Origin of the sequence: Klebsiella sp. GB_Kp047 (genome assembly GCF_040065235.1) — a bacterium.
GTDB lineage: Bacteria > Pseudomonadota > Gammaproteobacteria > Enterobacterales > Enterobacteriaceae > Klebsiella > Klebsiella quasipneumoniae.
This window is the reverse complement of sequence record NZ_JBEAJG010000030.1, coordinates 130155-146245: the sequence shown is the minus strand read 5'-3', so window position 1 is coordinate 146245 and position 16091 is coordinate 130155. Positions and strand designations below refer to the sequence as shown.

The window sequence follows — 16091 nt, the reverse complement described above, 5'->3', positions numbered from 1 at the left end:
AGGGGCGCCCTCGCGCCCTTCGCCACCACATGGAGTTTGTCATGACGAATCGTACTCAACGCCTGAAAGCCAGCCTGTTCGCCCAGCCGCGCGAAATCTCCCTGGAGCGCGCTCTGCTGTATACCGCCAGTCATCAGCAAACGGAGGGCGAACCGGTGATTATTCGCCGGGCGAAGGCCACCGCCTGGATCCTCGATAAGGTAGACATTTCGATTCGTGATGATGAACTGATTGCCGGCAACCGGACCATCAAACCGCGGGCAGGCATTATGTCGCCGGAGATGGATCCCTACTGGCTGCTCAACGAACTCGACGCCTTTCCGACCCGGCCGCAGGACCGCTTCGCGATAAGCGAAGAAGATAAGCAAATATACCGCGAAACGCTGTTCCCCTACTGGGAAAAGCGCTCAATGAAGGATTTTATCAACGGCCAGATGACCGACGAGGTCAAGGCCGCCGTCAGCACCCAGATATTCAGCGTGAACCAGACCGATAAGGGCCAGGGCCATATCATCATCGACTATCCGCGTCTGCTCAATCATGGCCTCGGGGCGCTGGTGGCGGAGCTAAAAGCCCACTGCGAGCAGCAACCCGGGAACCACTTTTATCAGGCGGTGCTGACCCTGCTGGAAGCCTCCCGGCGCCATATTCTGCGCTACGCCGCGCTGGCCGAGGAGATGGCTGGGCACTGTCAGGACCCGCAGCGTCAGCAGGAGCTGTTAACCATCGCCGCTATTTCGCGCCACAACGCGGAGCACCGGCCAACGGACTTCCCCCAGGCCTGCCAGCTGTTCTGGTATATGAACATCATTCTGCAGTACGAATCCAACGCCAGCTCAATTTCACTGGGGCGTTTTGATCAGTATATGCTGCCGTTTTATCAGGCGTCGCTGAATGAGGGTCAGGATCCGGCGTATCTCAGGGAGCTCCTGGAGTCGCTGTGGGTGAAATGCAACGATATCGTGCTGCTGCGCTCCTCGAGCAGCGCGCGCTATTTCGCTGGTTTTCCCACCGGCTACACTGCCCTGCTCGGCGGACTGACGGAAACCGGGCGCAGCGCGGTCAATGCGCTGTCGTTTTTATGCCTTGATGCCTATCAGAACGTGCAATTGCCGCAGCCGAATCTTGGCGTGCGGGTCAACGAGCTGATTGACCGCCCGTTCCTGCGTAAAACCGCTGAAACCATCCGCCTGGGCACCGGCATTCCACAGATTTTCAACGACGAGGTGGTGGTCCCCGCCTTCCTCAATCGCGGCGTGTCGCTGGAAGACGCCCGCGACTACGCGGTGGTCGGCTGCGTCGAGTTGTCGATCCCTGGCCGCACCTACGGCCTGCATGATATCGCCATGTTCAACTTGCTGAAGGTTATGGAACTGGTCCTGCAGGAAAATGAAGGGCAACCTGATGTCAGCTGGGAAGGACTTATCAGTCAGATCCGTGACAAAATTCGTTATTACATCAAGCTGATGGTCGAGGGCAGCAATATCTGCGATATCGGCCATCGCGACTGGGCGCCGGTCCCCCTGCTCTCCTCGTTCATTGAAGATTGCGTCCTGCACGGCAAAGATATCACCGCCGGCGGCGCGCGCTATAACTTTTCCGGCGTCCAGGGCATCGGGATCGCCAACCTGAGCGATTCACTGCACGCCCTGAAGGGGATGGTTTTCGATCAGCAGCGTCTCAGTTTTGACCAACTGATGGCGGTCCTGAAGGCCAACTTCCGCACGCCGGAGGGGGAAAAGATCCGCGCCCGGTTGATTAACCGTTTTGAGAAGTACGGTAACGACATCGACGAAGTCGATAATATTAGCGCCGATCTGCTGCGCTTTTACTGCAAAGAGGTGGAGCAGTACCTGAACCCGCGCGGCGGCCATTTTACTCCCGGCTCCTATACCGTCTCGGCGCATGTGCCGCTGGGCTCGGTGGTGGGGGCTACCCCGGACGGGCGGCTGGCCGGCGAACAACTGGCGGACGGCGGCCTGTCGCCGATGGTCGGTCAGGATGCTCAGGGGCCGACGGCGGTGCTGAAATCGGTCAGCAAGCTGGATAACTATCTGCTGTCGAACGGTACGCTGCTTAACGTCAAATTCACCCCGGCAACGCTGGCCGGCGACGGCGGGCTGAACAAGCTGGCAGACTTTTTACAGGCTTTCTGCAAGCTCAAGCTGCAGCATATTCAGTTTAACGTGGTCAATGCCGACACCCTGCGTGAAGCGCAGCAGCGGCCGCAGGACTTTGCCGGCCTGGTGGTGCGCGTCGCGGGCTACAGCGCCTTCTTTGTTGAGCTGTCGAAGGAGATTCAGGATGACATCATCCGCCGCACCGCGCATCAGCTGTGAGGTGATCGAGACGCGCGCCGATCGGGCGCGTATTTTTAACCTGCAGCGCTACTCGCTCAACGATGGTCAGGGGATCCGCACGGTGGTCTTTTTCAAAGGCTGCCCCCACACCTGCCCGTGGTGCGCCAACCCGGAGTCAATGTCGCCGAAGATCCAGACCCTGCGCCGGCAGAGCAAATGTCTGGGCTGCGCCCGCTGTCTGCAGGACGTCGCCGAGTGTCCCTCCGGGGCATGGGAGCAGATCGGTCGCGACGTGACGCTGGAGAACCTCCTTCAGGAGGTGCTCAAAGATGAAGTCTTCTTCCGCGCCTCCGGCGGCGGTGTCACCCTCTCCGGCGGGGAGGTGCTCATGCAGGCCGGGTTTGCCGCCCGTTTTCTTCAGCGCCTGCGCCAGTGGGGGATCCGCACCGCCATCGAGACCGCCGGCGACGGCGCCTTTGACCGTTTGCTGCCGGTGGCTGAATCCAGCGACGAAGTGCTGTTTGATTTTAAAATCATGGATCCTGAGCTGGCGCGGTCGCTGCTGCGAATGAATCAGCCGCGGGTACTGGACAATTTTCGCCAGCTGGCGACAAGAAACATCAATCTGATCCCGCGAGTGCCGCTGATCCCGGGTTACACCATGAGCGTGGATAATTTTCGCCAGATACTGGCGTTTCTCGCGCCGTTCGCGCTAAAAGAAATGCACCTGTTGCCGTTTCATCAATATGGCGAGCCAAAATACCGTCTGCTGGGCAAACCCTGGACGCTGGCCAGCGTGAAAGCGCCTGGCGAAGCGGACATTCAACCTTATCGGATAATGGCCGAAGCGGCCGGATTCCACGTCACTATCGGCGGTTAACGCCAGGAGGATGTTATGGACTTCAATATTGTCGCCGTCACCGCCTGCGTCAGCGGGGTGGCGCACACCTATATGGCTGCCGAACGACTGGAAAAGGTCGGTCATCATGAAAAATGGCACCTGAAGGTGGAAACCCAGGGCGCGCTCGGCGTTGAAAATCGCATTACCGCAGAAGATATCGCCCGCGCCGAAGTGGTGCTGCTGGTGACGGATATCGAAATTGACGACGCCCAGCGCTTTAGCGGCCTGCGGACGATTAAAACCAGCATCAAGAGCTTCCTGCTGCAGCCGCAGCAGATCGTCGAGGCCGTGAAAAGCATCATGAAAAAGCCGGTCGTCTATGTAGAACTTCCCTGACCGGCGACGAGTCTTACTCTACATCCAGCAGCCACTTTTGCGCTGGCGTCAGGCGGCTTGCCGTTTCCGGCGTCAGCCAGCGCCGCTGGTCCTGCTGCGGCGTATCCGCGCGATCGATATATAACCCATGCAGCACGCGTCGTCGGCTACCCTCACGATTACGGGTACCGCCGTGCCAGGCGTGGGCGTTGTAGATCATCACGCTGCCGGCCGGCGCAGCAAACACAATCTCGTCTGGGTGGGCCTGTTCCGGGTCGTCCAAGACTTCTTCCGGCAACTCCGGCCGCAGGTGGGTTCCAGGGATAATCCGCGGCGCGCCGTTAGCGGCGCTTAAATCGTCTATCGCCCAGATGGTATTCACCAGGTGGACTTTGGGAAAATCCGGGCGCGGCTTTTTCCAGTCGGCGTGCAGCGGCTGGTGACCGCCGTTATACAGCGCCTCACGCGCATTAAGGCTGGAGACTTTAAAATCACCGTTGAAGATATAGCGGCAGGCGGAGAGGATCAGCGGGTGGGACCAGACTTTCTCCCAGATAACCCCCTTATTCACCAGGTTGGCGATCCGCGTCGCAGTCGCTTCCTGATGGTGTTCCATCGCCAGATTGTCGCCTTCACGCTCAACCAGGGTATCAATTAGCCGGCGCATTTCGCTCAGCCACTGGGCGTCAACGACGTTATGCACGACGGTGTAGCCGAGGGTGTCGAGTTCATGTTTCATTTGCGCACTAAGCACCTGACTGGCGCCTAACGCATCGAGAAAACTAGCCGATGGTGAGTTCATTTTGCGTTCCTTTTTAACGTTTCGATAACACAAACAAACTCTACTGGTCCATCCGCGGCATGACAGGAGGCGAGCGCTACGAAAAACTGGACATACGTACGCGAGCCACCGAAGTGTGATGGGCATCAACAATCGCCTCTCCGGCGATGCATGCGCGGCGCCTGGCAGGGAATTCGCTGCGCAAATTGACGAAACAAACGCTGTCTGGGGATAAAAAATAGATTACCATCAACAGGATAATGCGCATGCTGAGGGCAAAGAATGATTGAAGATCTGCCAGATATTCTGCATCGGTTAATCAGTCAAAAAGATCATTTACAGGTGAGATTTCCTGAGCCGGATATCTCCGTCCCTGCCCTCGCCCTCAACGTGCCGTTTCCGCGTCTGGAAATAGTGCTGGAGGGCCAGCTCAGTGAACAGGGGCTGCCACTGGCCGCCTCGACGTTAACCACTTTACAGGTGCTGTACGTGCAGGCGGGAAAATGGACGCTGCCGCAGTGGACCGGCCCGGCCACCACCCTGAGTATTCTGTTTGGTCGACAGAAGCTGGGGTTCAGTATTCAGCGCTGGGACGGGAAAAGCCTGCACACGGAAAAGCAAAGCGTTGCCCGCCTTGGACCGCGCGTGGGCTCTTACCTGTTGCTGAGCCTGAACGAAGTCAGCCTGCAGCCCGATCCGCTGACCGCGCGGTTGGTGGTCGCCGCGCTGCTGAGTCACTGTCGCGAACAGCTGGTTGGGCTGGAAATGCGCGTCAGTCGCAGCCGGGATCTGTTTCTCGCCGTTCAGGACTACCTCGAGGAAAATCTTAGCCTGCCGCTGACGCGGGAATCGGTGGCCAGACGTTTTCACATCACGCCCAACTATCTTTCGCATATTTTTCAGAAATCAGGCTCGGTGGGATTTAACGAATATCTGACCCGGGTGCGTCTGGAAAAGGCAAAACAGCTGCTGCGCGGCTACGACCTGAAGGTGAAAGAGATCGCCCATAACTGCGGCTTTGTCGACAGCAACTATTTTTGCCGGGTCTTCAAACGCTACACCGAGCGTTCGCCGTCAGAGTATCGGCGACACTGCCGCAGCGCGCAGCAGACCTAACCTGCCGTGTCGGAATATTACGCCCACTCCACGCGCCCACGCCCGTTGTGCTTGGCCTTGTACAGTGCCTCGTCGACTTTGCGGATAAACGTCTCCTGCGCTTCACCCGGCCGCCAGGTTCCCACGCCAATGCTGATCGACAGCGGCGCCTGATGATTGATCAGGATGGTGCGGGCATTGTCGAGGATCGACTGCGCCAGGGCGTGCAGTTCAGGCTCCGACAGGCCATCGACGATAATGGCAAACTCTTCCCCACCAATACGCGCCGGCAGGACCTGCTCGCTGGTCAGTTTCGCCAGCTGTTTCCCCAGGGGAAATAACACTTCATCCCCCACCAGGTGGCCCCAGGTATCATTGATTTTCTTGAAAAAATCGATATCCAGAATCATGAGCCCCAGCGCATGCCCGGACTTTTCGCGAATGGTATCGATGAAAAAACGGCGATTGGGCAACTGAGTGAGCTCGTCCTTCAGTGATTGCGAGCGCGCATCAACGTACAACAGGTTGATGCGCTCAATAATTTTGTAGACGCCCACCACGGTCAGCAGCATCCCGGAGAGGCGCAGCAGATCTTCGCAGTAATAACCCATCCAGCGCGGCTGAACCACTATCTCATCCATCACATCGAACGTGCCGCCAGCAATCCACAGCAGCAGCCCATAGCGCACCCAGTTGACGGCGATATGGCTCATCCGCACCTTTGCTGAGCTCCACAGCATAAACACCAGAAACAGCAGCGCCAGCAAATCGATATAGAGCCCGGGGTTGGCCAGGATCTCACGCCACGTGCCGATCGGCGGCGACACCAGCGCACAGCCGACAGCGACGGCGACGATGACCAGCAGCGCAGGCAGCAACGTACCCCGCGCCAAAGCGGACGGAATGGAGCGATTCGCAGGAGTATGGCATTCAGGCATAACGATGTCTCACGGTAACAACAGGGCCGATCGCGGGACAGGATAGCAGTTAAGCGCAGCGGGACGAATGAAAAAGCGACGCGCCGACAAAACGGCGGTGAGGTAGACTGACCCCGCGGAATTGTTCCAACGTACTACCACTCCATGGCGACGAGGTCAGTGGCGCGGATACTATCGGCTAAATCCGCCAGTTGATTAGCTTTCCGTGCGGCGCCACCGATATCCGGCGGCGCCTGCTCAGAGATTAGCCGCTGAACACGCGCGCCTTGCCGCTGACCGTCAGTCGCACCGTCGCGCCTGGCTGCCACGCCGGCTGGCTTACGGTTCGCAGAACAATCGGCCGATCGTGCCCGGACATCGACAGCGTCAGCGTGGAGAGCTGGCCGGAGAAATCAACATCGCGGATGGTGGCGGTACTTTCCTGTGGTCCGCTCACGCTGACGCTCAGCTGCTCCGGACGCAACATCACCTTACCTTCACCAGCAGGATGCGCTGCGTCTGTCGCCAGGTCGCCCAGCGCGCAGCTGGCCCGCCCGGGGCTCAGCCGTGCGGGGAGGATCAGGGCATCGCCGAGAAACAACGCTGTCTCTTCGTCCACCGGCTGCGAGTAAACCGCCAGCGGGGTACCCACCTGGGCGAAACGTCCCTGGCGCATCACCGCCACCTGTGTGGCGAACGACAGCGCTTCGGTCTGGTCATGAGTCACCAGAATCGAGGCGATGCCGGTCTCCGCCAGCAGATCGGCGGTCGCTTTGCGTGTGCTGGCGCGCAGTCCGGTGTCCAGGGCAGAAAAGGGCTCATCGAGCAGCATCAGCGCCGGCTGCTGGGCCAGGGCGCGAGCCAGGGCCACACGCTGCTGCTGGCCGCCGGAGATCTCATGCGGCCAGTGGCGCGCCAGGCTATGGTCAAGGGCGACCATCTCCATCAGTGCGCCCACCCGGCGACGTTTTTCCTCGCGGCTGGCGTCCAGCCCCCAGGCGATATTGTCCGCGACATTGAGGTGAGGAAATAGCGCCCCCTCCTGCGGAACGTAGCCGATCCGTCGCTGGTGGGCAGGAACAAACACGCCCTCGGCAAACAGAGGCGCGCCGTGCATCACGATGCGTCCGCTGTCGGGCGTTTCGAAACCGGCAAGGATGCGCAGCAGCGTGGTTTTTCCCGAACCCGACGGACCCACAATTGCCGTCCGGCTACCCGGAGCCACCTGAAGATGAATATTATCGAGGACCTGCGCATCGGCGAAGGATTTCGAAACAGAAGACAATTCCAGCATGTTACAACCCTGCCATTTTTTTCGACTGCATATAGAGAACCGCCGTCAGCGGCAGCGAAATGATGATCATCAACAGCGCGTAGGGCGCCGCCGCCACATAGTCGATCTCGCTGGTTAACGCCCAGAAGCCGGTCGACAACGTGCGGGTGCCTAACGGCGAGAGCAGCAGCGTGGCGGTAAGCTCATTGCTGACGCCAAGGAACACCAGCGCGGCGCCGGCGGCCGCCCCCGGGGCGGCAAGTCGCATGGTGATACTCCACAGGGCGCGGGCCGGGCTGCGTCCGAGACTGCGGGCGACGTTTTCCAGCTCCACCGGCGCCTGGGCGATACCGGCGCGCAGGTTAATCAGCGCCCGCGGCATAAACATTAACAAATAGGCCAGAAACAGCGTCACTTCGGTCTGGTACACCGGACGGGCATAGTGGATGGTGACGGTGACCAGCGCCAGCGCGGTCACAATGCCGGGCAGCGAGCTGGTGATGTAATTACACCCCTCCAGCAGGCGGAACAGCGGACGCGGATAGCGCACGCCGAGCCAGGCGATGGGGATCGCGCAGACCGTCGTCAGCAGCGCCCCGCCCGCCCCCAGCAACAGAGTCTGGCGCAGGGAATGCCACAGATCGGCATGTAGCCAGTTATCGATACCGCCCAGCCACAGCCAGCGCCCCAGGACCAGCAACGGCACCCCCATCGCCAGCAGCACCAGCAGCAGAAGCAGCAGCTGCGCGCCGAAGGCGGCCCCTTTCCCCAGCACCAGGCGCTTCTGCTCGCGCGCCGCCCCGGCGCCGATACGCGCATAGCGCGCTTTACCACGCGAAGCGCTCTCCAGCAGCAGGATCGCCAGACAGCACAGAGCCAGCACGCCCGCCAGCATATTGGCGGCCGGACCGCTGAAGGTCGACTGGAACTGATCGTAAATGGCGGTAGTGAAAGTATCGAAGCGGATCATCACATACAGACCATATTCCGCCAGCAGATGCAGGGCCACCAGCAGCGCACCGCCGCAGACGGCCAGCCGCAGCTGCGGAAGCACCACCCGGAAAAACACTTTCCACGGCGGCGTGCCCAGCGACGCGGCGACATCCTCAAGGGTGGGATCGAGTCGGCGCAGCACGGCCGCCACCGGCATATAGATAAACGGATAGTAGGCCAGCACCGAGAGAAACACCCCAGCGCCCAGGCCATGCAGCGAGGGCACAGCGCTGATCCAGGCGTAGCTCTGGACAAAGGCCGGAATGGCCAGCGGGGCTACCGCCAGCGCCGACCACAGCTGCCGCCCGGCAAGCGCGGTACGTTCCGTCAGCCAGGCCAGCGTCACGCCAAGCACAATGCTGATGGGGACAGTCAGCACCGTCAGCCACAGGGTATTGCTGAGCAGTTCGCCTACCCGCGGGCGAAAGACCAGCGCTTTGATTGTCGGCCAGCCGGTATCGAATCCGACCGCCACCACAAACCCTAACGGCAACAGCGCCAGCAATGAAAACAGGAGCGCTAAGGCAACCATCGGAAATGCAGGACGCCTGCGCTCAGGCAGGCGTCCTGTTTTCTTTCCGAGCGACAGACTCAGAACAGACATAGCAACATCACTTCCTCAGGATCAGAGCAGGCCAGCCTGCGTCATCAGTTCAATGACCTTTTTACTGTTCAGCGAGGAAGGTTCCACCTTCGGGGCATCCAGATCTTTCAGCGGGGTCAGTTTCGGGTTAGAGGCCGCGTCTACCCCCACCGCATATTCGAAGGCGTTATTGGTGCGCAGCGCATCCTGTCCCTGCTTACCGGTGATCCATTTAATAAAGGCCTGCGCCTGTGCTTTATGTTTGCTGGAGGCCAGCACGCCGCCGCCGGAAATGCTGACGAAGGCCCCCGGATCCTGGTGTTTGAAGTAATACAGTTGGGTGTTTTTGCTGTTCTCGCCGGTTTTTGACTGGTCAACGAAGCGATAGTAATGATAGATCACTCCGCCGTCGATCTGCCCGGCGTTGACCGCTTTCATCACCGTGCTGTTGCCTTTATAGGCGACAAAGTTGGTTTTCATCGCCTTCAGCCAGTCGAGGGTCGCCTGCTCACCCTTCAGCGCCAGCATCGCGCTGACGATAGCCTGGAAATCAGCCCCCGATGGCGAAGCCGCCCAGCGGCCCTTCCACTCCGGTTTTGCCAGATCCATCAGCGAGTGCGGCAGCTGCGCCTCGCTGATTTTTGCCGGGTTATAGACGAACACGGTGCTACGCGCGGCGATGCCAATCCAGCGACCGTGCTGAGGGCGATATTGTGCCGGAACCTGCTGCAGGGTGGCCGCATCCAGCGGGGCAAAAAGTTTGGCGTTATCAACCAGCACCATCGACGGTGAGTTCTCGGTCAGAAACACATCAGCTGGCGACGCGGCGCCTTCCTGAACCAGCTGATTACCCAGCTCGCTGTCATCGCCATTGCGCAGCGTGACTTTAATACCAGTCTCTTTCGTAAATCCATCCACCCACGACTTCACCAGATTTTCGTGTTGGGCGTTGTAGACCACAATCCCGTCCTGACCGTCAGCCGCCATCCCCTGCGGCGCCAGAAACAGAGAAGCGGCAACCAGCGCTGCCGTACAGAGGGGCGATAAGCGAGATTTCATGAACGCATCCTTAATGAACCAGGGAAATTAATGGTAAATAGCCTGAGCGGAGAGGATTAAATCACAGCAAAAAAAGAATGATAATGAAAACAATTATCATAAACTTAAAAAAGCAAAAAATAGCGCAAGCACGCCACTACGGACTGGAAAATGCTAATAACCAGCCGGCCCAGAAAAATATATTAAGAAAACATTAATTTTTTATTTTTATTACCGGCAGAAGAGGTACGTAGCGTCAACGCGATATAACCGGCCTTTGTCGGCAGGTATTGTGATAGCGATCATATTTTTATGATGCACCGTCATCGCGGAAGTTATCTCCCTTCTACGATCATAGAAAAGCCTTTACTGCCAGAGAGATGGTTCACTTTATGCACAAACACCATTGCATGCCCAACAAATGAAAGAGATAAAGCGACGAAACGCATGGATTGCCTTTTCCCTGGCGCTGGTGGTATTTCTGGCTGGCGTGTTCGTAATAAACTGGCAACTGTGGCATTCCGATCAGGCCTCGCATGTCGCCACCGCCCGTCAGGCGGCAAAGAAAATCGCCGTTATTCTGGATGAGGCCCGCGCAGCAACGATGACGGCGATGAACGTTAGCCGCGGCGGTTGCTCCGTGCAGGGCCAGTTTCAGCTCGGGACCGAGGCCGCCCTGCAGCCGCATCTGCGCACAATTGTGCTGGTAAAACAGGGCCAGGTGTGGTGCTCGTCGCTGCCGGGCAATCGGGTACTGATGCTCCATCCTGAGTCTTTACCCGATGAGCCACTGCAGCTGATGCCCGCCAGAATGATGGTGAATAAGCGGCCAGTGCTGATCTATCACACTCGTTCGGCGCAGGTAAGAGTCATTGTCAGCATCAGCGATATCCATTTGCGCGATGCCTTGTATAGCGATGAGGATAACGGCGGGCTGGCGCTTTTGGTTCACAATCAAATGATTGCCAGATATGGCGATGTGAAGCCACTCAACGCTGGTCCGAACCAGGATATTTTTAGCTCACCAGACTATCCATTTCACATTGCCTATCCTGAGTCGCCTTTTTTTAGCCCCAGCCGCTTATTTCATAATGGGTCCGGGCTGCTGATTTTTATTTTCTCTGTTTCGTTGCTGTTTTATTTTCTGTTGCGCAAATACCTCAATGTCTATACCTCAGAAGAGGAGAGGCTGCGCTACGCCATCGCTCAGGGCGCTATCGTTCCCTACTATCAACCGCTGGTGAACGGGAAAACCGGAGAGATCTATGGCGTGGAAATCCTTGCCCGCTGGCCAAACACCACGGCGCAGTGGCGTTCGCCCGCTGAATTTATTCCGCTGGCCGAGCGTACCGGCTTGATTATCCCACTCACTTGTAGCCTGATGGCGCAGGTCGCCGCCCAGATGAGGCCGATCTTCAGTAAGCTGCCGGACGGGTTTCATATCGGCGTCAATATCAGCGCATCACATATCAACGCCCCGTCGTTTATCGATGACTGCCTGCACTTTCAGCGCGGCTTTGAGGGCACAGCGGTGAAGCTGATGCTGGAGATCACCGAACAGGAGCCGCTGTTGCTCAACGAGGCGGTTGTCGACAAGCTCAACGCATTACACTCCCGCGGGTTTTCCATCGCGCTGGACGACTTTGGCACCGGCTATTCCGGGCTTTCCTATCTGCATGAGCTGGTTTTCGACTATATCAAAATCGATCAGAGTTTTGTCGGCCGGGTGACTGACGAGGCGCCGTCAAGCAAACTGCTGGACTGCGTGATAGAGATGGCGCGGACGCTGTCACTGCGCATCATTGCCGAGGGCGTCGAAACTCAGGCTCAGCTTGAGTATCTCAATCGCCAGAATATTCATCTGTTGCAGGGCTACTTTTTCTGGAAGCCGATGCCCTACGTCGCGCTGGTGATGCTTCTGCTGAGCAAACCAAAGGCGCGGATTATCGAAGAATGAACGGGCGATCGATAATCCGCGGCCTTCCAGGCCTGCCTGAGCGTCATTTCGCAGTCAACAGGTTCAGTGCATCCTGACGAGTCTCTTTAATCGAAAAGACGCGATCCATGCGGGTGAGCTTGAACAGGTTTTGGATTGTCCCATTGACCGAGCAGAGCACCAGCTCTCCCTGCCCACTGACGCTCTTGAGAATGGATACCAGGGCGCCCAGGCAGCTACTGTCGATGAAATCGACGTGGCTCAGGTCCAGCACCAGGTTTTTCGTCTGACCGTCAAGAGCCTCAAGAACCTGCTGCTTAAACGCTGATGCGACGGAAGCATCCAGCCGGCGAACCAGGGGGACAATGACCTTGACGCCCTGCTCAGTATGTAATTCAACGTTCATGTTCATCCTCAATGTTGGCTGATAACCGTCGACGCGTCCCTGCTCTGTTCGGCATGTGTTCTCTTTAGCACCTGATACCCCAAATATCCCTGGCGTAGCCGCGGATGGTTCGGTCGCTGGAAAATTCCCCCATCCGGCAAATATTGAGCAAGGCCCGGCGGTGCCACTGATCCGGCTGTTCAAAATCGGCCATTGCCTGCCGTTGCACCAGACAATAACTGTCGAAATCCAGCAGATGGCAGTAATGATCGGCCCCTGTCAGCATCTGATGCAGCGGCGCAAACAGCTCGCGATCGGCTGAAAACAGCCCGGACACCAGGCTATCGACAACACGCGCGATAGCCGGGTTGTCATGATAGAACCCATGATGCCGCCCAAGGCGTCGGCTCTCTTCAATCTCTTCCGCCACCGCGCCAAACAGATAAAAATTCTCGCTCCCCACCGCCTCGCGGATTTCGATGTTCGCCCCATCATAGGTGCCAATAGTTAACGCCCCGTTCATGGCAAACTTCATATTGCTGGTGCCGGACGCCTCGGTGCCGGCGGTGGAAATTTGCTCAGAGAGATCCGTGGCGGGAATGATTTTCTCCGCCAGCGAGACTTTATAATCTTCGAGGAATACCACTTTAAGCTGCCCGGCAACCTGCGGGTCACTGTTAATTTTTCGGGCAACGGTATTAATCAACTGAATAATCAGCTTTGCCATCCGATAGCCTGGCGCCGCTTTACCCGCAAACAGATGCACCTTTGGCGCGATAGTGCGCCCGTTCTCTTTGATATCCAGATACAGCGCGATCACGTGCAGAATATTGAGCAACTGGCGCTTGTATTCATGAATACGTTTGACCTGACAGTCAAACATCGCCAGCGGATCCAGCGCGATGCCGTAGCGTTGAGCCACCAGCTCGCTGAGTGCGGTTTTATTGGCAAATTTTATGGCCCGGATACGCTCAATCACGGCTGGCTCGCTGGCCAACTCCTCCAGGCGGGAAAGCAGGGGTAAATCAGTTGGCCACCCTTCCCCCAGTTGTTGCTGTAAAAATTCTGCCAGGCCCGGGTTAGCCTGCTGCACCCAGCGACGCGGCGTGACGCCGTTGGTCTGATTAATGAATTTCTCCGGGGTCATAAAATAGAAGTCGGGCACCAACTGTTTTTTGACCAGTTCCGAATGCAGCCACGCTACTCCGTTAACGCGGTGGCTACCGACAATGGCCAGATTAGCCATGCGAATTTGCTTATCGTGATGCTCGTCAATTAAAGACAGTGAAGATAACAGATGAGGTTTATCCGGCCAGCGCCGGGCCACCTCTTTAAGGAAACGATGGTTAATCTCAAAGATAATCTGCAAATGACGCGGCAGTAGTTTCTCAAACAACGACACCGGCCAGGTCTCCAGCGCTTCCGGCATCAGCGTATGATTGGTATAGGCGCAGGTATTTTGCGTTATCTCCCACGCCTGCTCCCATGGCAGTCGGTATCCATCGACCAGGATCCGCATCAGCTCCACCACCGCTAATGCCGGATGGGTGTCATTAAGCTGTATAGCCACATGCTGCGCTAGCAAAGTAATGTCGTCATTAACCTCGGCATAGTCACGAAAAATATCCCGTAGCGTACAGGCCACCAAAAAATACTCCTGCGTCAGACGCAGCTCTTTTCCGGTCAGGACCTCATCGGAAGGATAGAGTATTTTTGAAATATTCTCCGAGGCGATTTTCTCACTTACTGCCTTAATATAATCCCCGCGATTAAAAATATGGATATTAAAGGAGTCAGAGGCCACCGCGCTGTAAAGGCGCAGCGTGTTAGTTGATGTATCCCGGTAGCCGGAAACAAAATAATCATGGGGAATACCGATGATGGTTTTCCAACCGAGCCACATCGGATTGTAGTTGCCATCAATATCTTCGCTGTGCTCAATATACCCCCCCAGCGGGATCAGAATTTGCTGAGCGTGATGCTCCACCAGCCATGGGGAATGCATGGAGTGCCAGTCATCAGGATGCTCGACCTGCTGATCGTTTTGAAAGGACTGGCGAAAAAGCCCATATTCGTATTTGATGCCATGCCCGGATGCAGCAATATCAAGGGTGGCCATCGAGTCGATAAAGCAAGCGGCTAAACGGCCTAACCCGCCGTTACCCAGCGCGGCGTCAGGCTCCTCGTCAAGGATCAGTTCAAGATCAAACCCCAGGTCATTGACCACCAGGCGCATCTCGTCCAGTAAATTCATATTCACCAGGTTATTACGCAGCGACTGGCCGAGTAAAAATTCCATCGACAGGTAGTAAACGCGCTTTTTTCGCTCTTCGCGCTGCCGCGCCTGGCTCGTCAGAAAATGGTCCTGCTGAAAATGACGAATGGCTAGCGCCACCGCGTTAAAAATATCGCCATTTGTCGCTTTATTTAAGCTAACACACAGCGTGTATTTTAATTTCTGTTCAACCAACGCCCGTAATGCTTTGATATCTTGCGGGTTAATGACAGGCATGCTGACCTCACTGGTCTCTGTTTCTGCGAAAGCACCATGGCAGGTAAATCATCGTTTTCCAAGTATAGACGAAGATATTTTGCACCAGGTTTTTTATTCCTGAGCACCATTTCCGTTTATAATGTGAGACTGAATAATTAAAATAACAACAATTTGAAATGGATTAATCGTCACATTTTCACCAGCGATAACGCTGCAGGCAGGGTGGGTTTGCGCAGTCGTGACGTGAAGATGACGCGCCGTCAGAACGGCCAGGGGAAAAGTAAAAAGGGGTTACCTTTCGGTAACCCCTTCTTTTATATGGCGGAAGCGCAGAGATTCGAACTCTGGAACCCTTTCGGGTCGCCGGTTTTCAAGACCAAATCAAATTGCTTTATAATCAGTATGTTATGCTACATTCATAGAATAAAGTCGTTATTTGACACCGCTAAAAATCAATCAGTTACACTTAATGCATGGGCTTTATTCTTTCAACTTTTAAGGGATCTCCCTTGACTTTCTTACGGTTTCAAGAGTAAAAAAACTGTACATAAAAACAGTATTGTTGACCAAAATGATCAACAGAGAATCCAACGCATCGAGCATTCCAGAACTGACTGGCTTTAACGTCAGCCATTCGGCTTTAACCCGTCAGGTGTTCCTCAATGCTACTTTTACTGACAATATGGCTTCAGTACCTCACTGGCCACTGAAAGAGTTTCCTGACCTGTTTTGTTGCATCTCCAGGGATAGGGCGGAAGCCTTGCTCCATCAACTCCAGAGAGCGATCGATTATCTGGATGCTGGGATGGATTCGCCCTCGCTATTTCTTATCGACGATGACCTCTGATGCTGGGCAATAGCGATAGATGGTTTTCACATCGACACCAATCACCGCGTAAACCTGCTGCCTAGTAGCGCCGTTCTCCAGCATTCTGCGACACCGTGGTCATTACCCGGCGGCGGCCGCCCACTCTCCCCTGCTCCCTCGCAGCGGCCAAACCGGCTCGGGTACGTATAGAACAGGCTCCATTACACTTCAATCTGCTCCCTCATCATATAGAAGAGAAAGGTCGCTAAGAC

Annotated in this window: 13 protein-coding genes and 2 pseudogenes; 7 read left to right on the top strand and 8 right to left on the bottom strand. The window is 56.6% G+C overall.

Annotation, left to right across the window (positions count from 1 at the left end; genetic code table 11):
- Positions 1–41 precede the first annotated feature (41 nt).
- The 3 genes from ABLV76_RS12505 to ABLV76_RS12495 are packed head-to-tail and all read left to right on the top strand — an operon-like array spanning position 42 to position 3537.
- The gene (locus ABLV76_RS12505; protein ID WP_348878339.1) at positions 42–2339 is read left to right on the top strand and encodes a formate C-acetyltransferase; all 2298 of its coding nucleotides are present in this window, start codon (positions 42–44) and stop codon (positions 2337–2339) included.
- Complete coding sequence (locus tag ABLV76_RS12500; RefSeq protein ID WP_131080935.1) at positions 2305–3180, top strand: [formate-C-acetyltransferase]-activating enzyme; 876 nt, start codon at positions 2305–2307, stop codon at positions 3178–3180. Before ABLV76_RS12505 ends, ABLV76_RS12500 begins: the two co-directional genes overlap by 35 nt.
- A gap of 15 nt (positions 3181–3195) precedes the next feature.
- Positions 3196–3537 carry a PTS fructose-like transporter subunit IIB gene (locus tag ABLV76_RS12495; protein ID WP_004201460.1) on the top strand — a complete coding sequence of 114 codons (342 nt, stop codon included), beginning with the start codon at positions 3196–3198 and terminating at the stop codon, positions 3535–3537.
- Positions 3538–3550: 13 nt separating this feature from the next.
- Here the strand turns inward: ABLV76_RS12495 and ABLV76_RS12490 are convergent, their stop codons facing one another.
- Positions 3551–4318 (bottom strand): phytanoyl-CoA dioxygenase family protein, encoded by a 768-nt coding sequence (locus tag ABLV76_RS12490; RefSeq protein ID WP_064150356.1) that lies wholly within the window; start codon positions 4316–4318, stop codon positions 3551–3553.
- Between the two features lie 261 nt (positions 4319–4579).
- Between ABLV76_RS12490 and ABLV76_RS12485 the strand changes: the two genes are divergently transcribed.
- Positions 4580–5413, top strand: a complete 834-nt coding sequence (locus ABLV76_RS12485; RefSeq protein ID WP_023317878.1) for an AraC family transcriptional regulator — start codon at positions 4580–4582, stop codon at positions 5411–5413.
- A 17-nt stretch (positions 5414–5430) separates the two neighbouring features.
- On the opposite strand, the gene ABLV76_RS12480 is transcribed toward ABLV76_RS12485, so the two are convergent.
- The 4 genes from ABLV76_RS12480 to ABLV76_RS12465 all read right to left on the bottom strand — a co-directional run bounded on the left by ABLV76_RS12480 (position 5431) and on the right by ABLV76_RS12465 (position 10217).
- Positions 5431–6330 carry a GGDEF domain-containing protein gene (locus tag ABLV76_RS12480; RefSeq protein ID WP_348878338.1) on the bottom strand — a complete coding sequence of 300 codons (900 nt, stop codon included), beginning with the start codon at positions 6328–6330 and terminating at the stop codon, positions 5431–5433.
- 244 nt (positions 6331–6574) lie between these two features.
- Complete coding sequence (locus ABLV76_RS12475) at positions 6575–7603, bottom strand: ABC transporter ATP-binding protein (protein WP_004201455.1); 1029 nt, start codon at positions 7601–7603, stop codon at positions 6575–6577.
- 1 nt (position 7604) lies between these two features.
- Positions 7605–9179, bottom strand: a complete 1575-nt coding sequence (locus tag ABLV76_RS12470; protein WP_023317876.1) for an iron ABC transporter permease — start codon at positions 9177–9179, stop codon at positions 7605–7607.
- Positions 9180–9200: 21 nt separating this feature from the next.
- The gene (locus tag ABLV76_RS12465; RefSeq protein WP_023317875.1) at positions 9201–10217 is read right to left on the bottom strand and encodes an iron ABC transporter substrate-binding protein; all 1017 of its coding nucleotides are present in this window, start codon (positions 10215–10217) and stop codon (positions 9201–9203) included.
- 400 nt (positions 10218–10617) lie between these two features.
- Between ABLV76_RS12465 and ABLV76_RS12460 the strand changes: the two are divergent.
- A pseudogene (locus tag ABLV76_RS12460) lies at positions 10618–11232 on the top strand (CSS-motif domain-containing protein); the annotation flags it as partial.
- A 93-nt stretch (positions 11233–11325) separates the two neighbouring features.
- The gene (locus tag ABLV76_RS12455) at positions 11326–12153 is read left to right on the top strand and encodes a cyclic diguanylate phosphodiesterase (protein ID WP_170923573.1); all 828 of its coding nucleotides are present in this window, start codon (positions 11326–11328) and stop codon (positions 12151–12153) included.
- A gap of 43 nt (positions 12154–12196) precedes the next feature.
- Here the strand turns inward: ABLV76_RS12455 and ABLV76_RS12450 are convergent, their stop codons facing one another.
- Both ABLV76_RS12450 and ABLV76_RS12445 read right to left on the bottom strand, forming a co-directional pair.
- Positions 12197–12538, bottom strand: a complete 342-nt coding sequence (locus ABLV76_RS12450) for an STAS domain-containing protein (RefSeq protein WP_004201450.1) — start codon at positions 12536–12538, stop codon at positions 12197–12199.
- Between the two features lie 64 nt (positions 12539–12602).
- A complete protein-coding gene (locus tag ABLV76_RS12445; RefSeq protein WP_348878337.1) occupies positions 12603–15029 on the bottom strand; it encodes a glycogen/starch/alpha-glucan phosphorylase in 2427 nt (808 codons plus the stop codon).
- Between the two features lie 553 nt (positions 15030–15582).
- Between ABLV76_RS12445 and ABLV76_RS12440 the strand changes: the two genes are divergently transcribed.
- Entirely contained in the window at positions 15583–15858 is a 276-nt protein-coding gene (locus tag ABLV76_RS12440) for a hypothetical protein (protein WP_004141496.1), read from the top strand.
- Here ABLV76_RS12440 and ABLV76_RS12435 read toward each other — a convergent pair.
- Positions 15832–16024, bottom strand: a pseudogene (locus tag ABLV76_RS12435) (DNA-invertase); the annotation flags it as partial. The gene ABLV76_RS12440 and the pseudogene ABLV76_RS12435 sit on opposite strands and share 27 nt — an antisense overlap.
- Positions 16025–16091 lie beyond the last annotated feature (67 nt).